Here is a 21,751-nt window from a genome sequence, read left to right on the forward strand (position 1 = left end):
ACCCCCTTAATTCTGCATGGGGGCACGAAATCATGTATAGTACGTCTTATTGGCTTGTCATAATTGAGACAAATGGAATCGATTTCTCTTTTTCTTCCTTTGCGAATCCCTACTAAATTAGCTATGATTATGAGTAGTTATAGGGAGGAACTGAGGTGAAACCAGTGCTTAGCCTTTTGTTTAAATTGGGAAAAAAGAAGCAAACGCTTGAAACATCTGTTGAAAAAATACAAAAAGGCGACAAAGATCTGCAGAACGATTTAATACAGCAATATAAGCCTTTTATCGCGAAGACGGTTTCATCCGTTTGTAAACGATATATAGATGAAAAAGACGACGAATTCAGCATCGGGCTGATCGCGTTTAACGAAGCCATTGAAAAGTATTCGGCTGAAAAAGGTAATTCGCTGCTTGCATTTGCAGAGCTGATTATAAAAAGAAAAGTGATAGACTATATCAGAAAAGAAGCAAGAACCGCTCAGCATATCAATATGGATGTGCAGGAAGGCGACGACCAGGAATCTTCGCAGAGCCTTATCGAAGCGGAGCTTTCCATTGATGAATACCGCAAACAGATAGAACAGGAACAGCGCCGGGAAGAAATTCTTTTTTTTCAGAAGCAGCTCAAAGAATACGGGCTGTCTTTTAAAGAGCTGCTGGAACAATCGCCGAAGCATACAGATGCGAGGCAGAATGCGATTAAGGTAGCCTACACGCTTGTTGAAAATGAAGAGCTGGCGTCCATTTTGCACCAGAAAAAACAGCTTCCTGTCAAACAGCTGGAGCAGCTCGTGTCGGTCAGCAGAAAAACGATCGAACGGAACCGAAAATATATCATCGCCATGAGTATTATTATTACCGGTGATTATATTTATTTAAAAGATTATCTTAAAGGGGTGTTGCACTCATGAGAAGAGGGATCATAGTAGAGAAAAATAAAAAATTCGTCACGTTGCTAACCCCTGACGGACAATTTTTAAAAACAAAAAATGATCACCGCACTTGTGAAATCGGAGAGGAAATTACGTTCGAAGGCGAAACGCGTATGGGAAGAAGGGCCAGCTTTTTTGATTTTCTGAAACTGCGCCCTTTTAAATTGGGAGTGTTTACGATGACTGCTATTATTTTGTTTATTTTAATTTTGCTCCCGGTTTTTTCTGATAACAAAGCTTACGCGTATATGACGCTTGACATTAATCCCAGTATTGAAATGGCTTTAAACAGCAAATATGAAGTCATTGAACTGACACCGCTGAACCATGACGCCAAACAGGTCATCAGTGACATCGGAGATTGGAAAAGCAGCGATTTTAAGGAAGTCATCAGTAATATTATTACCGATTGCAGCAAGCATGGATATGTAAAGGAATCAAAAGAGATTTTAATTTCCACGGTTTATGAAAATACAGATGACAATACATATAAAAAAGGCGTTAAAAAACAGCTGGCCGACATGACTGAAAAATATAAGGGCACCTACCAGGTCCAATCGCTTGAATCTGATATGGAAACAAGAGAAAAAGCAAAACAGGAAGGGATGTCAACAGGCAGCTACATAAGAAGAAACGAAAAGAAAACAGAAGAAAAACAGCCTGAAAAGCAAACCGACGGCAATGAAACAGATCAAAAAGATACCGAAACAGACGCTGATCAAAGCGAGCAGCCGGACACAGACAAGCCGGCGGCTGATGAAAAGACAGCTCCTGATGAAGACAAGGCAGCAGAGAAGCCGGGAAACAATGAAACAACGCCCGGTACGGAAGAAGCGAAGCCGGACAGTCAGGACGGCAATCAGCAAACCGAAAAAAATGCAGCTTCCGGATCAGAGGAAAACACACAAAAGGAACAAGATGGGGAAACAGAGCAGCCCCCAACACAAAATCCTCAGGAAAACGGAAATGACAAAGAGCCTAAGCAAAAGTATTACAATCATTACTGGAATCATGATCGCAATGAACATTGGGAATCCTATCGGCATCATGAAGATTCGTCAGACCGAAGGAATCCGAACGGCTACCGGCACGGAAAGGAGAATGCCGATAAATATCAAAATTCGCCGAGAAGTCCCGGCGAATAAGCTGCATTATTGATTTTTCCCGTTTAATTGTGATTGAGCCTGCTGTACAAGACGTTTTGTCATTTCCCCGCCTACAGAGCCGTTTGCGCGTGCTGCTGTATCAGAGCTAAGGTTCACGCCGAATTCTTGAGCCACTTCGTATTTAAATTGGTCAAGTGCCTGCTCAGCCCCTGGAACTAAGAGTTTATTTCTGCTCGCCATCTTTTTCATCTCCTTTTCTCTGGCAAGATGTGTTTTCGCATTTTAGTTTCAAACGGAACGGTATTGATTATGCTGGCAATTGTTGTACAGCAAAAAAACCCCGGCGCAGACACCGGGGCGAAGAAGCGTTATGAATTATAATAAATGGCTGATCATTTTGTAGGCTGAGGCTTGAATATGGAAAGTCAAAACGGAGAGCACCGTGACGGCGATTATGGATCTGATATTGTTCCATTGTCCGCTTCCGAGTTCTTTAAAGCAGCCTTTGAGCTTGTCCGTCTGCTCTTCGACGAGCTCCTGCAGGCTCGTTTCCTTCATCGGCGGGTTTGCCTTATGATGAAGATAATCAATCACTTGGGCGCAGCTTTCATAGTAGCTGATCGGGCTGATGACGTCGTCTGATCTGTCTGTGATCGTGTTAAAAGCGATTTTTAATATGCCGCGTATATGTTCGAAGTCATAAATTGATTTTAAATCACGTACAATGAGAAGGATGACAGCTTGTTCAATTGTATATTTTTTGCCGAGTAAGGGGTGGCCGATTAAATCTTTAATATCGCGCTTCACCCAGTTTTGGACGGCGGTTGATTTTAAAGACGTCAGCTCGCACAGATTTCCCAGCTCGACAATCTCGTTAGTTGAAAGCCCGTATTCCTTTTTCTCTTTTTTTCGTTCGAATCTCGTCAGAAATTCAGGGATATGCAGACGGCTTTCCGCTTCATCCAAGGTCATATCCGCTGAGTGCAATAAGATTTGGAGAGGAGTTGCGTCTCCTTGGCCTTTTAACGCGTAAAGAAGCCGGACCATATCAGTTCGGGTCAGTTTAAACGTGTTCATGGTTCACCTCTGATTGATTACGTGTTCACTTTTTAATATCACTGAGAATTACATTAACATCATACGTCGAAATTGTTGCATTTTCAAACAGATCATTTATAATTTAAGTAAATAAGTTCTTTTGATCTTAAAAAAGACGGAGGTAATTATGGCGAAAAGAATATTTCTGTTTATTTTAACGAACCTTTTGGTCATTACGACAATCGGAATTGTGCTTACGATTATTACAAGCGTTACCGGTGTCGGCTCGTATATACAAAATGGCCGCATTGATCTGATGGCATTGCTCGTGTTCAGTCTTGTCGTCGGTTTTGTCGGTTCTTTTATTTCTCTCGGAATGTCCAGATGGATGGCCAAAACGATGATGGGCGTCCGGGTGTTAAATCCGAAGAAACAGTCGCTCAGCTATGAAGAACAGCAATTGGTTGACCGTGTGCACAGATTGTCCCGTGCCGCAGGGATGACGAAAATGCCTGAAGTCGGCATTTATCATTCCCCGGAGGTCAATGCTTTTGCGACCGGGCCTTCTAAGCGCCGTTCGCTTGTCGCGGTTTCTTCAGGTTTATTGCAGCAGATGGATGATGCTGCGGTGGAAGGGGTTCTTGCCCATGAAGTCGCACACATCACAAACGGTGATATGGTCACGATGACGCTGCTGCAGGGAATCGTCAATACGTTCGTCGTATTCCTTTCCCGAATCGCGGCATGGGTTGCAAGCCGCTTTGTCAAAGAAGACCTCGCACCGGTCGTGCATTTTATCGCGATGATCGTGTTTCAGATTATCTTTTCCATTCTCGGCAGTCTTGTCGTCTTCGCCTACTCGCGCCACAGAGAGTTTCACGCTGACCGCGGCGGTGCAGACCTTGCCGGCAAGGATAAAATGATTCACGCCCTGCGTACGCTGAAGTCTTATACAGGACATGTGAATGAAGAAGACCAGACGGCAGTGCAGACGTTAAAAATTAACGGCAAAAAGCATTCGTCATTGTTCTCCACACACCCTGATCTCGATGAGCGCATTCGCAGGCTGGAAGCAAAATAATCAACAAAACCTCTGACAATCGTTTCAGAGGTTTTTTGTTTAAAGATCGGCAAATTACATAAGGTAATGAAAAATCTTTCTAAAAAGACCTTTAAAAATTCTCCCAATATCATTAGAATAATTACGTACTACATTTGAGAGGCAGAAGGAACTATCTTATGAAATTAAAACTGAAGAAATTCATACAGATCTTGTCGCCAGCACAGCTGATTGCATTATATTATTTTCTTGCTGTGACGGTGGCATTTATTTTGCTAAGTCTGCCGGCCGCCCACAAACAAGGGGCCAGCTGGTCGTTTATAGACGCGCTGTTTACGGCTGTCAGCTCAGTCAGTGTCACCGGTTTAACGGTCGTCAACACGGCTGATACATTCAGCACGGCCGGGATTGTCATTTTGGCTTTCGTGCTTCAATTCGGCGGAATCGGCATCATGACGCTCGGAACATTCGTCTGGCTCATTATGGGCAAACGGATCGGTCTGCGGGAACGGAAGCTCATCATGGTGGATCAGAATCAATCGCAGTTTTCCGGTATCGTCAACCTGATGAAGCAAGTGCTGTTTTTGATTTTATTAATCGAGTTTTTAGGCGGCATCATCTTAGGAACATATTTTTTAACGTATTATGATTCGTTTGAACAGGCATACTTGCACGGATTCTTTGCGAGCGTCAGCGCCACGACAAACGGCGGTTTTGATATTACGGGAAATTCACTCGTCCCGTTCAGACATGACTATTTCGTGCAGTTTATTACGATGCTTCTGATTATTTTCGGTGCGATCGGTTTTCCGGTGCTCGTTGAAGTAAAGGACTTTTTGTTTTCAAAACAGCGCAGATATTCATTCACGCTGTTTACGAAAATTACGACCGTTACGTTCGGAATGCTCGTTTTGTTCGGAGCCGTGGGCATTTACGCGCTTGAAGCAAGCCATGTCATGAAGGGGAAAAGCTGGCATGATGTTTTATTTTTATGTCTCTTTCAATCAACCGCTACGCGAAGCGGCGGGCTTGCGACAATTGATATCAGCCAGCTGTCGGCGCCGACATTATTTTTCATCTGTGCCCTCATGTTTATCGGCGCATCACCGAGCTCGGTCGGCGGCGGAATCCGTACGACGACGTTTGCGCTTAACCTTCTTGCTCTGTTTCATTTTGCCCGGGGGAATAAAGCGGTCAAGGTCTTTAAACGCGAGCTTCACCAGGCTGATGTCATGAAGTCGCTGGTCGTTACGATGATGGCGATTCTGCTCGTGTTCGGATCGACGCTGATTCTGGCCGTGACGGAGAAAAATCAGACGCTGCTCGGACTGCTTTTTGAAGTGTGTTCCGCTTTCGGAACGACCGGCCTGTCGCTCGGGATTACTCCGCATTTAAGCGACATCGGAAAATGCGTGATCATGATTGTGATGTTTATCGGCCGGATCGGCATTTTGACGTTCCTTTATTTGATCGGCCGAAAAGAAATCGAAGCAAATTATCACTATCCGAAGGAAAGAATGATTATCGGCTGACACCGCTTTTCAGAAAGCGGTGTTTTTTATTGCTGTAAAATGGATGTGTGGAAACAGTTTCTTTGGAGATTCTACTTGTAAAGAGGTGACGTCATTGTTTGCCGTATTTTGGAAGTCGGTAGTTATGATAGCGGTCGGTACCTTTTTATTGCGGATTGCCGGACGGAAATCAATCAGCCAGCTGTCGGTGACCCAGACAGTCATCATGATTTCGATCGGCTCGATTATTATTCAGCCGTTTATTGAACATAATTTATGGGAAACCATTTTCGCGGCGGCGATTTTTATTGCGGTGTTAATCCTGATGGAATATTTAGAAATCAAATCAAGCTTTTTTGAGTTTTTATTTTCAGGAAAAACCGTCGCCGTTGTCAGAAACGGAAAAATCATCCCGGAAAACTTAAAAAAAATGCGTTTTACCGAAGATCAGCTGTCAATGAGGATCAGACAGGAAGGCCTCGGAGACATTCAAGATTTTAAATATGTGCTGCTTGAGCCGAACGGACAGATCGGCTATGAACTCATTGATGAGGCCAAAAACGTGACAGTGCGCGACTTGAAAAAAATGCTTGATGAATTCAAAACAGATTTGCTGACAGAAGGAGGAAATCAAATGAAACGCAAAGCAGCAAAGAATGAAGCTTTAACCAATAACAACACACCGACTGAGAGCATGGACAAAGATGCATACAAAACACAATATGACGGTGATCCCGGACTGAGAGGCGCAAACCGCAAATCAAAACACGGCAAACAAGGAGGCGAGTAACATGACGAAAAAAAACCGCCACAGCAAAGACATGCAAAACCATAAAAAGCCGATGGACCCTAAATTGCTTGAAGAAGAGTTTGCAAGCGAGCTCGGTGATTATAACGCCGGAAAATGGATTGAAACGCTTGAACAGACGAAGCCAAAGAAAAAAGAAGACGGCAAAAAATAAAAAATACCTCTTAGGCGGCAACGCTTAAGAGGTATTTTGCATTATTTCGAATAAGCACCGTTTCTTGTTCCTTTCACCGCTTCAAGCAAGCCGGTTATCCGCAGCTCAATAAACGGCTGTGCGGCCGTTTTCACCGCATTGCTGGAGAGAATGGACGTAAGAGCGGCCGTTAACATTAAGAGTATGACTAAATTCTGATAATCAGACAAGTGATCTTCAAGCCCGATCTGCCGCAGCGTTTTTATAATGAATCCATGCAGCAGATATACGTAAAACGTTCTCGTCCCCCATTTCGTAAAGAAATAACGCTTTTGCGGAACGAGCGCCAAAAAGCTGAAAGTGGCGGCAAAGGCCAAAACATACCAGCCGATGCGCGACAGACCGCTCAACAGCGACACTGTGCCGAATGTGGAATAAGGCTCCGATCCGAACAGCCACGAGTAATCAAAGTCAATGCACCAGCATAACAGGAAAACAATCCCCAGCACGCCCGCGGCAATCTGCCTGCCTCTTTTAGCCCGAAGCAAATCAAAGTGCTGTTTCTTTAAATAAAACCCGACGAGAAACATCGGAAGAAAAACAAACGTCCGTGAAAGACTCAGCGTGCTGCTGATAAAATCAAGATACCCGATCATGACGGCAAGCCCGCAGCTCGCCCCAAGCGCCCACATTTTCGGCAGCTTCGTAAAGGGATAAAGCAGCAGATTCCAAAAGAATAAGCTGACTAAAAACCAGAGAGACCACTGCGGATCAATCGGATTGACGCTTGCCATGCTTTCATCCTGAATCAAATAGTAAAAAACTGAGTAAATGCCCTGAAAAATCAGGTACGGAATAATCAGCTTCACAGCCAGCTTCTTCACATAACCTGTCCGCTTAAAGTTTTTTGCGAAATAGCCGGAAACCAGGATAAAGGCCGGCATATGAAAAGTATAAATGAATTTGTAGAGATGGAGCATAAACTCATTTCCGTTAATAAATGACCGGAGGATATGGCCGAACACCACCAGAAAAATCAAGATAAACTTGGCGTTGTCAAAGTAACTGTCTCGCGATTTTGTCATAGCATCACCTTCTCTTCAAAAATCATCCACTGCATGATTATTTCCTGTTGGTGTTCATTTTAAAATAAAAAACAAAAAATTGAAGGAGGACAAAAGGGATTGTTAGGATGATGTAACGGGGAGGTAAGGATCGTAGAAAAAGACTTTAACTTGTCATATCATTGAAATTTTCTGAAATGTATAGGGCGAATGAAGGAAGATGAGGTATTTTGTAGAAATATTGAAGGATAGGTTTTTGAAGAAGGAGTGTACTGAATGGCTGAAACTCTGGATTTGCAAACAAACGAGTCGCTGAAAGAGCAGCTGAAGCGGATGAAAGAGGAAAATGACCGCCTGAAGAGTGATTTGAACCGGTATCACATGATTATGAATAACACGCTTGATGCCATTTTTATATGCCGTAAGGAAATGAAAATCGTCCAGGCGAACGAGGCTGCGGCCCGGATGATGCAGATTGAGGCAGAGAACCTCATTAACCGCTCCGTCCTGGATTTTTTATATTCCGTGCCTCAGGAAGAACTGAATAAGGCCGTGAAAAAGTTTTTAAAAAAAGGCCATCTGTGGAAAGAGGTGCCGATTAAGCTTGACAGCGGCGCGACGAAATACATTGAATTCCTCGCCAGAGACGGAATTGGGGAGGATTATTTTTTTGTGGTGATGAGGGATATCTCCTCTAAAAAAATATTAGAGCGCGAATTCTCCATGAACGAGCAGCTGTTTAAAGATTTGTTTGACAGGGCTGTCGACGGCATCGTGCTGTTTGATAAGGACGGCGGGTTTATTGATGCGAACCTCTCTTTTTGCAAAAGCTTTGAGATCGGCCAGAATGAATTGTCCCATCTGTCGCTCCGCCATTTTACCGACGGAGAAAACAAAAAGCATCTGAAAGAAATCTGGGAAACCCTCCGCAGAAAAGGAAACGCCAAAGGAGAACTGCCCGTCAAGCTTCGGTCCGGCGAAGAGAAGCTGTTTGAATTTACGATTACGTCCAACTTAATCAGCGGGTTCTACATGTCCATTATGAGAGACATAACAGAGAAACGGCTGATGGAATTGAAACTCTTTAAAAGCGAAGAGCGATTCCGCGAAATTTTTGAAAACGCCATGGACGCGATTGTCATTTGGTCTGATGACGGAAAGATTGCCAAAGCAAACGAATCGGCGTGCCGCATTTTCGAACTGCCGATGGATAAGCTGGTGGAGACGAATTTATGTACGTTTATCGTTGATCCGCAGAAAAAATACAAGCAGATTAAGAAGAAATATGAAAAATACGGGGAAATCCGTGAAGAAATGCTGTTTCAGATGGCAAACGGCCAATTTAAAGAGCTGGAATTCACATCAAAACGAACCATACTTGAAGGTCAGCATTTAACCATTTTAAGAAATGTCAGCGATCGTAAGCGCATGGAAAAAGAATTGCGGGAAAGCGAGCTGAAATTCAGAAAAGTATTCAACGGCTCAATGGACGGCAAGGTCTTATTTGACAACCAATTCCGCATTATTGACGCGAATCCTCTCGCAAGCCGTATACTCGGTATGCCGGATGAGGAGCTGAGAGCGTACACCGTTCCGGATATTCTTTCTTTATTTGATATTGAAAACGCGGGTGTTCCCGCCAGAAAGATTGATTTAGAAGGAATGGATAATGAAATCCCCTTCCTGTTAAGCAGCAGCGACAGCCGCAAACTGGAATTCTCCTTCAAAAGAAATATCATTCAAAATATGAATCTGGCCATCTTTAAAGATGTCACAGAGGCCAAAGAGCTTGAAGAGAGGCTGCGGAAATCCGATACTCTTCATGTTGTAGGGGAGCTGGCGGCGGGCATCGCCCACGAAATCAGAAACCCGATGACGGCGCTGAAAGGGTTCATTCAGCTTCTTCAAGGAAGCATTGAAGGCGAATATTCTCTGTACTTTAACGTCATTACCTCAGAATTAAAACGCATCGAGTCTATCATCACTGAATTTTTAATTTTAGCGAAACCCCAAGCGATACTATATGAAGAAAAAGACGTGACGCAGATTATGAAAGACACGGCTGATCTTTTGAATGCCCAGGCCAATCTTGTCAATGTGCAGATCCATCTGAACCTGACCGGAAACATCCCGCCGATTTACTGTGAACCGAATCAATTAAAACAGGTGTTTATCAATATTTTAAAAAACGCCATTGAAGTCATGCCGGGCGGCGGCAATATCTACGTGACCATTCAGTCTTCTGATCAAGACCACATTTTGATTTCTATTCAAGATGAAGGAACGGGCATTTCCGAAGACAAATTAAAACGTCTGGGTGAACCATTTTACACGACAAAAGACAGGGGAACGGGCCTCGGCCTCATGGTCAGTTATAAAATCATCGAAGAGCATCAGGGCCGCATTCATGTGGAAAGTGAAGAAGGGAAGGGCACCGTTTTTCATTTGACGCTTCCGATCCGGCAGAATACGGAAGAAAGAAGGAGCGGGGAATGATCTGTTTTACAAGTGTAAGAGCGCCGTTTGGAACCGTCATCGTAACAGAGGAAGAGAGCTTTATTACCGGCCTGTTTCTCACCGGGGAAGATTTTGAGGAATGGCGGAAAGACGCGCCCGGCGTAAAGCCGTGCGAAACCGCTTTGCTGTCGGAGGCGAAACAGCAGTTGGCATCATATTTTTCAGGAGAAAGAAAGCAATTCTCTCTGCCTCTGAGACAAAAAGGCACACCCTTTCAGGAAAGGGTGTGGAACGCGCTGACGATGATTCCTTACGGGGAATCCCGAAGCTACGGCGATATGGCTGAAGCGATCGGAAAACCGAAAGCGGTGCGCGCCATCGGACAAGCCAATAAACGAAACCGGCTGCCGATTTTGATCCCGTGCCATCGGGTAATCGGCAAAAACAGCGCCTTAACGGGATACGCAGGCACGAAGACGGATGTAAAAGCGGTGCTGCTGAACATCGAACAAATATCCTATAAAGAAAAATAAAGCGTATGGCACGTTCCGTTTTTTCGCGTCCGACATATCATTTTATTAAGTGAAAAAAGTTGCCCTGATGAAAAAGGAGGACGAAGCCTGATGAAAATGAGCCGTCCGCAAAAGATAGCCGGTTATGCAGAGCTGTTTTTTAAAATGCATCTCATTACAGCCGCCCAAAAAGATGAAGTGATTACATTGTGCAGACAAAAAAACCGCTGACATTGCCTGAGGCAATATCATCAGCGGTTTTTCAGCTCAGCTGGCAGTCAGCGAATAATTGTTCAATTTCTTCCGTGTAAGAACCGGTCACAATTCCTTTCTCGGTTATTATGCCGGAAATCAGGCTGCCCGGTGTGATGTCAAAGGCCGGATTGAAGACCGGAACATCCTCGGGAGCGGTGCGTATGCCGGAGATCTGTCTGACTTCATCCGGATCTCTTTCTTCAATCGGAATCTGATCGCCGTTTTCAATCTGCAAGTCAAATGTCGAAAGCGGTGCGGCCACAAAAAACGGAATTTGAAAGGCGTTTGCCAAAATAGCGAGGCCGTACGTTCCGATTTTGTTGGCCGTATCACCGTTTTTTGCAATTCTGTCAGCGCCGACAATGACCGCAGAAATATGTTTTTCCTTCATTGTATGGGCGGCCATGCTGTCCGTAATGAGCGTGACATCAATTCCGCCCTGCATCAGCTCCCACGCCGTCAGCCGTGATCCTTGAAGAACGGGTCTTGTTTCACATGCGTAGATATGAAGGCCGAGGTCTTTTTGTTTCGCTAAGTAAAAGGGAGCAAGCGCCGTACCGTACCGGCTTGTGGCAATCGAGCCCGCATTGCAGATGGTCATGATCTGATCGCCTTTATTAAAAAGGTGCAGAGCATTTTGGCCGATCATTCGGCATGTTTCTTCATCCTCAATCTGAATTTGAATGGCTTCATGAACGAGCGTTGTCTTCGCTTCATTGATTGAGATCGCATCCCTGATCGAATCCGTAAGTCTGTCAAGCGCCCACGCAAGGTTGACGGCAGTGGGCCTCGAACTGTTTAAATACGCTTTGACATCCGCGAATTGACGTCGGAAATCTGAAAGGTCGCGGGCTTCAAATGACTTGGCGGAGAGCGCGAGTCCGAACGCCGCGGTTATACCGATGGCCGGGGCGCCCCTTACTTTCAGCGTGACAATCGCGTCGAATACATCTTCCTTTGTTTCAAGTTCCGCATATTCAGTGACGTCGGGAAGCTTTTGCTGATTTAAAATGCGGATGTAGGTTTCTTTCCATTCCACAGAACGGGGGATGGCAAATTCATTGGTCATGCTGCATCATTCCTTTACACGGAGCTTAAATTGGTCCAGAACCTCGGTGATATGCTTCAGTTTTTTTCTGTTTTCGATATAATAGGCGCCGATGTCAAGCGCCAGCTTCTTCCGTTCGATTCGTTTGTCAAACGGAGTGATTTCATCTAAGTCAGCCACATGGGCGAGTCCGATCGTGCGCCGGATCAATTCGCATCCCGCAAAACCGACCGCTTCCTCAAATGCGTTTTTCAGTGTGTCTTCCAGCAGGTGTCTGCGGGAAGGCAAGCAGTCTTTCTCCCATGCTTCACTGAATGTTTTCACAAATGTATCCCATACGGCGGCAGTATGGTCATATAACGGCTGTCTGTCGTCACCGTCGCGGCTGAGGGCGTTTAACAGCAGATTGGCGATAAATTGGCCGATGTCAAACCCGATCGGTCCGAAGAAAGCAAACTCGGGATCAATCACCTTTGTTTCATGTTCATCGGCGAAGATGCTTCCCGTGTGCAGATCGCCGTGAACCAATGTTTCCGCGGAATTCAGAAAGATGGCTTTCAATTCGTCAGCGCCTTCTTTCAGCCGGGAATTGTTCCAAACTTTTTCTGCGTATGGGCGCAGCTCCTCTTCAAAATCGTTTGTCTCATGGTCGAGAAACGGTTCTGTAAACACAAGCCTTTCTGTAATATTGCAAAGCTCAGGATTTGTAAACTGCTTTGCGAGCTGCTGCTTTACTTTCGCATCAAGCGCATAATCGGATGAGTAAAAAAGCGTTTTCCCTAAAAATTCACCGATATGAACCGATAAGTTCGGATAATGCTGCCCTTCCAGCAGCCCTTTTCTTGAAATCCGCAAATGGGAGAGGTCTTCCATTACCGTGACGGCCATTTCAGTATCGGAATAGTAAACGGCCGGAACGAGGTGCGGCACGTGTTCGCCCTGGCGGATGAGGGCGCTGCTTTCGATTCTCGCCCGGTCAATGGTAAGCGGCCAGCTTTCACCGACGACTTTCGCGTAAGGGATTGCCTGTTTAATAATCAGTCCTTTTTTGTTTTCTTTATCGTAAACATGAAAGACGTAATTTAAATTGCCGTCGCCGATTTCACGGCATGTCAGAGTGCTTTTGCTTTGGAATAAGCCGAGCTTGACGGCTAACGCGGCGGCGGAGCTTTCTGTTAATTGTTCATAAAGACTTGTTTTAGTTGCTGACATGGATTTACCCTCCAATTATGTAGTGGCAGTAAGAGATCGTGACGGAGAATACGCCCGAAAAAAAGCCTCCTTCTCTGAAAGAGAAGGAGGCTGAAACAGTGCAGTCCGCCTCTTATCTCTCAGATAACATCTGATGGAATTAGCACCGTGCCTTATGAGACAATCGTCTCGGCGCAAAATGTACGCGCCCCATTTCACAATGGAATTACGGTCGGTTGCTGTTGGGGTCAAAAGGCCAATCCCTCGCCCAACTCTCGATAAGAGAAAAATATATTGATTTGTATCACAATTCGGATTAATCAGTTGATGAAAATATTAGCAGGTGCCGGATATTCTTGTCAACGTTTTTTTGAAAATTAATATAAATCACGCCGCAAGTCTTGGAAAACCGGAATGGTTCCGCGAACGGCCGCGCTTTCTGACACATCGATTTCCGCCCGGACTGCGCCTTCCGTCCGGTCTCCTTCGGCTAAAATCCGGCCCCACGGGTCAATAATCAGGCTGTGGCCGGCAAATTCATTATCGGGATTGGACCCCGTGCAGTTAGAGGCTGCGACAAAACATTGGTTTTCAATTGCTCTGGCGATAAGCAGGCTTCGCCAATGATCAAGGCGGGGCAGAGGCCATTCAGCAGAGATAAACAGGACATTCGCGCCCTGGGACGTATGCTTTCTGATCCATTCGGGGAAACGGATATCATAGCAGATCAGCCCGGCGCACTTGACACCGTCAAGCTCAAAGGAACCGTCACTGTTTCCTGCTGACAAGTAAAGGTGTTCATCCATCAGCTGAAACAGATGTGCTTTCTGATACCGCTTCACGATCTGTCCGCTGTTATCGGCGATGTACATGGTGTTATAGACATTTTCGCCTTCTTTGACCGCAAAAGATCCGGCAACGAGGTGTACGTTGTATGTTTTTGCCGTTTCTTTAAGCCATTGTTCCGAAACTTTGCCGTTTTCATCCGCCAGCTGATCTAGCCGTGTGAGATCATAGCCGGTCGTCCACAACTCAGGAAGCACGATTACATCCGCATGGCGGCTTTCTTGCTCAATCAAAGATTCTGTTTTTTTAAAGTTTTCTGAAGGATTTCCGTATGAAATATCAAATTGCAAACAGGAAACGGTCCATTTCATTTTTTAACACCTCAAGTTTCTCTTTACTTTTTTTATTTAACCATATATGATGATGGACTATCATTTCAAGACATTTTTAGAAGGTGAAAATATGAACTTTGAAATCTCAGATGTACTCAAACAGCTGCCGGAACAATTTTTCGCATCATTGGTGCAAAAAGTGAATCAAAAGCTGAAAGAAGGCAGAGACGTCATCAATTTAGGGCAGGGAAACCCTGATCAGCCGACGCCTCAGCATATCGTTGAAGAAATGAAGCGCGCCGTCGAAAGGCCGGAAAATCATAAATACTCATCATTCCGGGGCGCTTACAGCTTCAAAAAAGCAGCCGCTGCATTTTATGAAAGGGAGTACGGGGTCACGCTTGATCCGGAAACGGAAGTCGCCGTGCTGTTCGGAGGCAAGGCGGGACTTGTTGAGCTTCCGCAATGTCTTTTAAACCCTAGAGATACCATTCTGGTGCCTGATCCCGGATATCCTGATTACTGGTCAGGCGTCGCCCTTGCGAAAGCGAAAATGGAAATGATGCCGCTGACGGAGGAAAGAGGGTTTCTCCCTGATTACAGCGTAATTCCTGAAAAGGTGCGGAGCGAGGCGAAGCTGCTGTATCTCAATTATCCGAATAATCCGACCGGCGCTGTGGCGACAGAGGCGTTTTTCGAGGAGACGGTCGGTTTTGCGGAGCAAAACGGCATTTGTGTCGTTCATGATTTCGCGTACGGAGCCGTCGGCTTTGACGGGCATAAACCGCTGAGCTTTTTGCAGACCGAAGGCGCAAAAGAGACGGGAATCGAAATCTATACCTTGTCTAAAACCTATAATATGGCGGGCTGGCGGGTCGGATTTGCCGTCGGAAACGCTTCTGTCATCGAAGCGATCAACCTTTATCAGGATCATATGTTTGTCAGTTTGTTTCCCGCGGCGCAGCAGGCGGCGGCAGCCGCTCTTTTAGCGGATCAGGCATGCGTCGCAGCGCAAAATGACAGATATGAATCGAGACGCAATGCATGGATTGAAGCCTGCCGCGATATCGGCTGGGATGTGACGGCTCCGGCGGGCTCCTTTTTTGCATGGCTCCCTGTGCCTGACGGTTATACGTCACAGTCGTTTTCAGACCTGCTGCTCGAGAAAGCGGATGTCGCGGTCGCTGCCGGAAACGGGTTCGGAAAATGGGGGGAAGGCTATATAAGAGTCGGTCTTCTGACAAGTGAAGAAAGACTTAAAGAAGCTGCGGAACGGATCGGGAAACTGAATCTTTTCACCCGAAAAAGCATTGACATATCAGGATAACAATGCGATAATTCAAAATACTTTATAAAATCATTATTCTTATCAAGAGCAGGCAGAGGGACGAGCCCGATGAAGCCCGGCAACCGACTGATAAAGCACGGTGCTAATTCTTGCAGCAGGAGCTGAGAGATAAGATTCGGACATAACACGAAGCCTCTTTCTGCTCATACGGAAGAGGTTTTTTTATGTTTTGCGAAAGAAAGAGAGGCGTTCACGCATGAGCGAAGTATTGGCAACATATCTTCTGACAGACACAACGGACAGTGAAAAGCGGGCGGAACAGATTGCGGCGGGGCTGACGGTAGGCTCCTGGACTGACCTGCCCCTGGTGAAGCAGGAACAGCTCAGAAAACATAAAGGGCGGGTCGTAAAAGTTGAGGAGAAAGAAGGAACCTCAGAAAACGAACAACAATCCGTCATCACCATCGCCTATCCCGAGGCGAACTTTTCAAGAGATATTCCGGCCGTCCTGACGACGGTATTCGGAAAGCTGTCACTGGACGGAAAAATAAAATTGACTGATCTTGAATTTTCCGAAGGGTTTAAACGCTCCCTTCCCGGGCCGAAATTCGGTATATACGGCATCCGCAAACTGCTGGGCGAATTTGAAAGACCGCTTCTGATGAGCATATTTAAAGGCGTGATCGGACGGGATCTCGCCGACATTAAAGAACAGCTCAGACAGCAGGCGCTCGGCGGCGTGGATCTTATTAAAGATGACGAAATTTTCTTTGAAAATGAACTGGCTCCGTTTGAAACCCGCATTATCGAAGGAAAACAAGTCCTGAAGGAAACCCGGGAGGAGACGGGGCATAAAACGCTGTATGCCGTAAACCTTACGGGAAGGACCGCTGAATTGCGGGATAAAGCGAGGCGCGCGGCAGAACTCGGGGCGGACGCGCTTTTATTGAATGTGTTCGCTTACGGTTTAGATGTGATGCAGAGCCTTGCTGAAGACAGGGAAATCCCGCTTCCGATCATGGCGCATCCGGCAGTCAGCGGCGCGTTCACATCATCTCCCGTTTACGGCTTGTCGCATGCGCTTTTGCTCGGCAAGCTGAACCGCTATTGCGGCGCTGATTTCAGCTTATTTCCGTCACCTTACGGAACCGTTGCTCTTCCGAAGGAGTCCGCGCTTGCAATCCATGATGAATGTGTAAAAGACGATGTCTTTCATCCGTCGTTTGCCGTCCCGTCAGCAGGCATTCATCCCGGTATGGTGCCATTATTGATGCGCGATTTCGGCATCGATCACATCATCAATGCCGGCGGAGGCATTCACGGCCACCCGAAAGGAGCCGAGGGTGGCGGAAAAGCGTTCCGCGCCGTCATTGATGCGGTGCTTGAAGCGCAGCCGATTGAAGAAAAAGCCGCGTCGTGCAAAGATCTTCAGCTCGCATTAGACAAATGGGGAAGGGTGGAAGCCGTATGACCCGCACACCGCTGATTATTTGTGATTTCGACGGAACGGTCACCATGAACGACAACATTGTCAGCATGATGAAAGAATTCGCGCCTCCTGAGTGGCTTGAATTAAAAGACGGTGTTCTGTCTAAAAGCATATCAATCCAAGAAGGAGTCGGCCGGATGTTCGGACTGCTGCCGAGCAGCTTAAAAGAAGAACTGACCGGCTTTATCCTGAAGGATGCGAAAATACGGGACGGCTTTTTGGATTTTGTCTCGTTTGTCCGCTCAAACGACCTCCCGTTTTATATCGTAAGCGGAGGAATGGACTTTTTTGTGCATCCGCTTTTGGAAGGGATCGTAGAAAAGGAGCGGATTTTCTGCAATCATGCATCCTTTGACAATGAATATATTCATATAGACTGGCCGCATGCCTGTGACGGAGACTGTACCAATCAATGCGGCTGCTGCAAACCGTCAGTCATCCGGAAGCTATCCGATCAGCAGAAATTTCTCGTTATGATCGGTGATTCGGTCACGGATGTCGAGGCTGCAAAGTTATCCGATATGTGTTTTGCGAGAGATTATCTTTTGACTGAATGCAAAGAACTCGGCCTCCGGCATCTGCCTTTTCAAGATTTTCATGAGGTGAAAACAGGCATTGAAAACATCGGGGAGGTGCAGGCATGGCTGCAAAAGAAGAACGCTGGCGCGAACTTGCTGAGGTAAAGCGCGAGCTGGCCGAAAGAGACTGGTTCCCGGCAACGAGCGGGAATCTTTCCATCAAAGTATCCGACGGGCCGCTGACTTTTCTCGTTACGGCGAGCGGAAAAGACAAACGAAAAGAAACAGACGAAGATTTTCTCTTAATCGATGAGAACGGGAAGCCCGCTGAGACCGGCCATTCTTTAAAACCCTCAGCGGAAACGCTTCTCCATACTTACTTATACCAAAAGACAGACGCCGGCTGCTGTCTGCATGTCCATACCGTCAATAATAATGTCATCTCAGAGCTTTACGGGGATGAAAAACAAATCACTTTTCAGGGGCAGGAGATGATTAAGGCGCTCGGATTATGGGAGGAAAACGCGTCCGTGACCGTTCCGATCATTGACAATCCGGCGCACATCCCGGCATTGGCCGAAAATTTCGCGCACCATGCGGACGCCGGATCAGGCGCGGTGTTAATCCGCAATCACGGCATTACGGCATGGGGGCGGACCGCATTTGAAGCGAAAAGGGTGCTGGAAGCCTATGAATTTTTATTCAGCTGTCACCTCAAGCTTCTGGCACTTCGTCCGCAGCTGGTAAAATAAAAGGAGGAATAGAAAATGGCGACCATCAGAATTCATGACGAAAAGAATACGATCATTGAACATCAGGAAGAAGTAGCGCGCTTCTTAGACGAGCAAGAGGTAATCTATGAGCAGTGGAACATTGAAAAACTTCCGTCTGAGCTTTCGGAAAAATACGATCTAACCGAAGATGAAAAAGAACGGATTCTCGCGGCGTTTGACACGGAGATTCAGGACATTTCAGCCCGGCGCGGATATCAGTCTCAGGATGTCATTTCTTTATCAGATACCACGCCGAATCTTGATGAATTATTAAAAAATTTCCAAAGAGAACATCACCACACGGATGATGAAGTCCGCTTTATCGTCAGCGGACACGGCATCTTCGTCATTCAAGGCAAAGACGGCACATTTTTCGACGTCCGTTTAAATCCGGGAGATTTGATTTCAGTTCCGGAGAACATCCGCCACTACTTTACGCTTCAGGAAGACCGCCGGGTCGTCGCAATCCGAATCTTTGTGACGACTGAGGGCTGGGTGCCGATTTACGAAAATGAAAGTGTGCAAAACTGATAGACGCCCGAACCTCTCATGCACCCACCGGCATGAGAGGTTTTTTATTGTAATATAAAGTCAGCTGTGGCTGTTTTTTAAATCTTGAATATGCCGCATTCTGTTTATATCATTACCCGAATGGGTATTATTCTCGTATTCATGCTAAAGATTCCAATATGAAATGAAAAAATAAGTTATTTAGTAAAAAAATGTTTACAAATAAAGTATAATCTGTAATAATGCTCAATAACCCAATCAAACTTGTTTCCTATTCTTTTAGCGGTGAGGGGTGAAGTGAATGGGCAGTTATTCTGAACAAGAAAAATTGCTTGTATCTATTGATAAAAAAAGAAAAATGATGATAGATGCAGCTAACAGGCAAGGGTTTACAGGATATGACACGATCAGGCACAGCCAGGAACTGGACTGTCTGATGAACGCGTATCAGCAGCTGGTAAACCGTGATCGTACACATCACCAAGGAATACAGGGCCTTGTGAAGAAAATAGGCTTGTTCTCCCGCGGTGACGTCATGCCTGCATATGAAGCAAACAAATGATTGATGATAAAACAGATAACGAAGACTGAATGCGCTTCCTGATCAAGCGCCGCATCCGAAAGATGACCGCGTACAGTCAGCAGATTTTTCCGCTGGCACGGCTCACGAAGCGCCTCGTACTATCTGCCGGCTATGATGCCGTTCCTCTGGTATATCCTCTTACACATATTCTTCTTTAAATAAAAAAACACCCCGATCCAGGGTGTTTTTTTCATCGAGAAGCGGCAGGGAGGGCAATGGTGACCTCTGTGCCCTTATCGACTTCGCTTTGAATGTCAATCGAACCGCCGTACATCAGCATGATTCGTTTACATACGACAAGGCCGAGGCCGGTGCCTTTTTCCTTTGACGTTACAAACGGAAGAAAAATGTGCTCAAGCATATCTTCAGAAATGCCCATTCCGTTGTCGGCCACCTTAATGACTGCTTTATGATCGCGGGCTTCTAAATAGATGGACAGCCGGCCGCCTTCCTGCATGGATTCCAGCGCGTTTTTCGCGACATTTAAAATCACCTGTTTAATATGGTCTTTCGTGCAGTTGACCTTGAGCGGCCGATTGACGAGAATCTCCACATTCACTTCCACATTATACAGATTCCCTTCAGAATAAATAATCGGCATAATCTCATCAAGAATATCCTGCAGCGAGTTCACTTCCAACCGTTCAGCAGTGGGTTTTCCAAGCACTAAAAACTCACTGACAATCTGATTGATCCGTTTAATCTCCTGCTCAATAATTGAGAAATACAGCTGATCTTCCTCCGATTTGTATTTTTTCTGCAAAAGCTGAATGAAGCCGCTGATCCCTGTAAGCGGGTTGCGGATTTCATGGGCGGTGCTGGCGGCAAGCGTTCCGATCAGCTCCAATTTCTGCGCTTCATTTTGAGCACGCTCCAGCTGGGTCTTGCGCTTAAGCAGATAATATTGAACGAGGATGAACAGAATATTCAGCAGCACGGCAATACTGGACATCGGCAGCAGCACGCTTTTGGTCAGCTCATTCAGCTCAACCGGTTTCGGATAAACATTGATATTCCAATTAATATCATCCAGATAGCCGCTGACCGGTTTCACACCTTCTGATTGATCAGCCCGTCCGCTGGCAAATATCACTTTATTCTGATTGGTTGCCTTGACATAAACGTCAGGGCTCAGCATATTGATCATATTTCTCAAATAATCGACTTGTATGGCGGCTACTAAATAATCCGTGACTTCCCGTTTTGCGTCTAACACCGGCACGCAGATCGTGAAGATGCGCTGGCCTGTAATTCTGCTGGAGTAGTCATTTGTGATGACCGTTTTTTTCGTCTTTTTCGCCTTCGTAAAATACGGTCTGTCGGCCAAATTCACCTTTGATTTCAGATCAGTTGTGCTTGCGATGACATCACCTTTGGAATTCAGCATATACAGACCGCTGAATCTGGGTTCATCCTCAAAAGCCTGATCGAGAATGTCAATGATCTTTTCTTCATTGACAGGCTTATCGACAGCGATCGCAAGTGTTGTCATCCGGGCTTTTGTTTCACCGATTAAATAATTGAGCTTATTGCGGTGAAGGTTGAGCATCATACTGGCTTCCTGTATGTGTTTATCGGCTATTTTCTGCTTTTCTTTTTCATAAATGAAAAAGCTGATAATAAGTGCCGGGATGATCACCAATATGAGATAAAGCTTGATCTTTCCCCGGGCACCTTTAAATGTATTCACTCTGCATCGCTCCAACATTACACTTGAATAGAGGTATTATATCATTTTTATACTTCTTTAATAAGAAAAAATAACCAAAATGATAGAAAAACAAATTATTTTATTAAGGTCAGACAAAAAGAAGAGAAATTTTGGAAACATTTTTGTTGACATTTTTCATTTTGTTTATTAATGTTTCTCTGTAACGGTTTCTTTTGTAAAAGGATGATTGAATGTATGACGGATAAAACAGAAAACTCATTGAAATTATTTATTGTACTGTCACGTGCGTACCGATCTATTAACGACCATATGAATAAACATATTCATAAGCACGGCCTGAACCCGACGGAATTTGCGGTGCTTGAGCTGCTGTACCACAAAGGCAACCAGCCGCTTCAGCAGATCGGCGACAAAATTTTATTAGCGAGCGGAAGTATTACATACGTTGTTGACAAATTAGAGAAAAAAGAACTTCTCATCAGAAAAGCTTCGCCGACTGACAGAAGAGTGACTTTCGCACAGATTTCCGAAAAGGGAATCCGTCTTTTGGACGATATTTTCCCTGATCATGCTGAAGAAATTAAAGAAATGATCAGTGTGCTGAGTGATGAAGAGATAGAAATGTGTACGGAAATGCTGAAAAGAGTGGGATTAAACGCTAAACATTTTCATCAGAAATAAAAAA

General features: G+C 45.5%; 22 protein-coding genes and 2 riboswitches. Of the genes, 15 read left to right on the forward strand and 7 right to left on the reverse strand.

Annotation, left to right across the window (positions count from 1 at the left end):
- Positions 1-155 precede the first annotated feature (155 nt).
- Entirely contained in the window at positions 156-911 is a 756-nt protein-coding gene (gene sigI, locus G9F75_RS08045) for an RNA polymerase sigma factor SigI (protein ID WP_003154719.1), read from the forward strand.
- Positions 908-2,077, forward strand: coding sequence for an anti-sigma factor domain-containing protein (locus G9F75_RS08050; protein WP_103526947.1), 1,170 nt, complete (start codon positions 908-910; stop codon positions 2,075-2,077). The genes sigI and G9F75_RS08050 overlap by 4 nt, the downstream gene beginning before the upstream one ends.
- A 6-nt stretch (positions 2,078-2,083) precedes the next feature.
- On the opposite strand, the gene G9F75_RS08055 is transcribed toward G9F75_RS08050, so the two are convergent.
- On the reverse strand, positions 2,084-2,278 hold the full coding sequence (locus G9F75_RS08055; RefSeq protein WP_003154717.1) for an alpha/beta-type small acid-soluble spore protein: 195 nt from the start codon (positions 2,276-2,278) through the stop codon (positions 2,084-2,086).
- Between the two features lie 135 nt (positions 2,279-2,413).
- The gene (locus G9F75_RS08060) at positions 2,414-3,115 is read right to left on the reverse strand and encodes a DUF1836 domain-containing protein (RefSeq protein WP_014417567.1); all 702 of its coding nucleotides are present in this window, start codon (positions 3,113-3,115) and stop codon (positions 2,414-2,416) included.
- Positions 3,116-3,263: 148 nt separating this feature from the next.
- Here G9F75_RS08060 and htpX point away from each other — a divergent pair, with 148 nt between their 5' ends.
- The 4 genes from htpX to G9F75_RS08080 all read left to right on the forward strand — a co-directional run bounded on the left by htpX (position 3,264) and on the right by G9F75_RS08080 (position 6,609).
- Positions 3,264-4,157, forward strand: a complete 894-nt coding sequence (htpX, locus tag G9F75_RS08065) for a protease HtpX (RefSeq protein ID WP_007407207.1) — start codon at positions 3,264-3,266, stop codon at positions 4,155-4,157.
- Positions 4,158-4,315: 158 nt separating this feature from the next.
- Positions 4,316-5,668 carry a TrkH family potassium uptake protein gene (locus G9F75_RS08070; RefSeq protein ID WP_007408478.1) on the forward strand — a complete coding sequence of 451 codons (1,353 nt, stop codon included), beginning with the start codon at positions 4,316-4,318 and terminating at the stop codon, positions 5,666-5,668.
- Between the two features lie 94 nt (positions 5,669-5,762).
- On the forward strand, positions 5,763-6,437 hold the full coding sequence (locus tag G9F75_RS08075; RefSeq protein ID WP_072177543.1) for a DUF421 domain-containing protein: 675 nt from the start codon (positions 5,763-5,765) through the stop codon (positions 6,435-6,437).
- A gap of 1 nt (position 6,438) precedes the next feature.
- On the forward strand, positions 6,439-6,609 hold the full coding sequence (locus G9F75_RS08080) for a hypothetical protein (protein WP_014417569.1): 171 nt from the start codon (positions 6,439-6,441) through the stop codon (positions 6,607-6,609).
- A gap of 41 nt (positions 6,610-6,650) precedes the next feature.
- Here G9F75_RS08080 and G9F75_RS08085 read toward each other — a convergent pair whose 3' ends face one another.
- Positions 6,651-7,673, reverse strand: coding sequence for an acyltransferase family protein (locus tag G9F75_RS08085; protein ID WP_014417570.1), 1,023 nt, complete (start codon positions 7,671-7,673; stop codon positions 6,651-6,653).
- Between the two features lie 255 nt (positions 7,674-7,928).
- Here G9F75_RS08085 and G9F75_RS08090 point away from each other — a divergent pair, with 255 nt between their 5' ends.
- A complete protein-coding gene (locus tag G9F75_RS08090) occupies positions 7,929-10,148 on the forward strand; it encodes a PAS domain-containing sensor histidine kinase (protein ID WP_095061351.1) in 2,220 nt (739 codons plus the stop codon).
- Positions 10,145-10,642 (forward strand): methylated-DNA--[protein]-cysteine S-methyltransferase, encoded by a 498-nt coding sequence (locus G9F75_RS08095; RefSeq protein ID WP_007610941.1) that lies wholly within the window; start codon positions 10,145-10,147, stop codon positions 10,640-10,642. Before G9F75_RS08090 ends, G9F75_RS08095 begins: the two co-directional genes overlap by 4 nt.
- 241 nt (positions 10,643-10,883) lie before the next feature.
- On the opposite strand, the gene mtnA is transcribed toward G9F75_RS08095, so the two are convergent.
- The 3 genes from mtnA to G9F75_RS08110 all read right to left on the reverse strand — a co-directional run bounded on the left by mtnA (position 10,884) and on the right by G9F75_RS08110 (position 14,272).
- Positions 10,884-11,945: an S-methyl-5-thioribose-1-phosphate isomerase gene (gene mtnA / locus G9F75_RS08100; RefSeq protein WP_017417644.1), complete on the reverse strand. Its 1,062-nt coding sequence runs from the start codon at positions 11,943-11,945 to the stop codon at positions 10,884-10,886.
- Positions 11,946-11,951: 6 nt separating this feature from the next.
- Positions 11,952-13,136 carry an S-methyl-5-thioribose kinase gene (mtnK, locus tag G9F75_RS08105; RefSeq protein ID WP_014417574.1) on the reverse strand — a complete coding sequence of 395 codons (1,185 nt, stop codon included), beginning with the start codon at positions 13,134-13,136 and terminating at the stop codon, positions 11,952-11,954.
- A 109-nt stretch (positions 13,137-13,245) separates the two neighbouring features.
- Positions 13,246-13,400, reverse strand: a riboswitch (SAM riboswitch).
- Between the two features lie 92 nt (positions 13,401-13,492).
- Positions 13,493-14,272, reverse strand: a complete 780-nt coding sequence (locus G9F75_RS08110) for a carbon-nitrogen family hydrolase (RefSeq protein ID WP_167409032.1) — start codon at positions 14,270-14,272, stop codon at positions 13,493-13,495.
- A gap of 91 nt (positions 14,273-14,363) precedes the next feature.
- On the opposite strand from G9F75_RS08110, the gene G9F75_RS08115 reads away from it, so the two are divergent.
- The 6 genes from G9F75_RS08115 (at position 14,364) to spo0E (ending at position 19,373) form a co-directional block, all read left to right on the forward strand.
- Positions 14,364-15,560 (forward strand): pyridoxal phosphate-dependent aminotransferase, encoded by a 1,197-nt coding sequence (locus G9F75_RS08115; RefSeq protein ID WP_167409033.1) that lies wholly within the window; start codon positions 14,364-14,366, stop codon positions 15,558-15,560.
- Between the two features lie 36 nt (positions 15,561-15,596).
- A riboswitch (SAM riboswitch) is annotated at positions 15,597-15,696 on the forward strand.
- Between the two features lie 81 nt (positions 15,697-15,777).
- On the forward strand, positions 15,778-16,992 hold the full coding sequence (mtnW, locus tag G9F75_RS08120) for a 2,3-diketo-5-methylthiopentyl-1-phosphate enolase (RefSeq protein ID WP_038461403.1): 1,215 nt from the start codon (positions 15,778-15,780) through the stop codon (positions 16,990-16,992).
- The gene (gene mtnX, locus G9F75_RS08125; protein ID WP_154817629.1) at positions 16,989-17,693 is read left to right on the forward strand and encodes a 2-hydroxy-3-keto-5-methylthiopentenyl-1-phosphate phosphatase; all 705 of its coding nucleotides are present in this window, start codon (positions 16,989-16,991) and stop codon (positions 17,691-17,693) included. Before mtnW ends, mtnX begins: the two co-directional genes overlap by 4 nt.
- Positions 17,651-18,280 carry a methylthioribulose 1-phosphate dehydratase gene (locus G9F75_RS08130; RefSeq protein WP_061862129.1) on the forward strand — a complete coding sequence of 210 codons (630 nt, stop codon included), beginning with the start codon at positions 17,651-17,653 and terminating at the stop codon, positions 18,278-18,280. The genes mtnX and G9F75_RS08130 overlap by 43 nt, the downstream gene beginning before the upstream one ends.
- A gap of 15 nt (positions 18,281-18,295) precedes the next feature.
- Entirely contained in the window at positions 18,296-18,832 is a 537-nt protein-coding gene (locus tag G9F75_RS08135; protein ID WP_029974828.1) for a 1,2-dihydroxy-3-keto-5-methylthiopentene dioxygenase, read from the forward strand.
- A 280-nt stretch (positions 18,833-19,112) separates the two neighbouring features.
- On the forward strand, positions 19,113-19,373 hold the full coding sequence (gene spo0E, locus G9F75_RS08140) for an aspartyl-phosphate phosphatase Spo0E (protein ID WP_003154690.1): 261 nt from the start codon (positions 19,113-19,115) through the stop codon (positions 19,371-19,373).
- A gap of 211 nt (positions 19,374-19,584) precedes the next feature.
- Here spo0E and G9F75_RS08145 read toward each other — a convergent pair whose 3' ends face one another.
- Positions 19,585-21,102, reverse strand: coding sequence for a sporulation kinase KinD (locus G9F75_RS08145; RefSeq protein ID WP_029974827.1), 1,518 nt, complete (start codon positions 21,100-21,102; stop codon positions 19,585-19,587).
- Positions 21,103-21,300: 198 nt separating this feature from the next.
- On the opposite strand from G9F75_RS08145, the gene mhqR reads away from it, so the two are divergent.
- Complete coding sequence (gene mhqR / locus G9F75_RS08150; protein WP_003154686.1) at positions 21,301-21,747, forward strand: MarR family transcriptional regulator MhqR; 447 nt, start codon at positions 21,301-21,303, stop codon at positions 21,745-21,747.
- Positions 21,748-21,751 lie beyond the last annotated feature (4 nt).

The organism is Bacillus sp. EKM208B (assembly GCF_011800725.1).
Lineage (GTDB): Bacteria > Bacillota > Bacilli > Bacillales > Bacillaceae > Bacillus > Bacillus velezensis.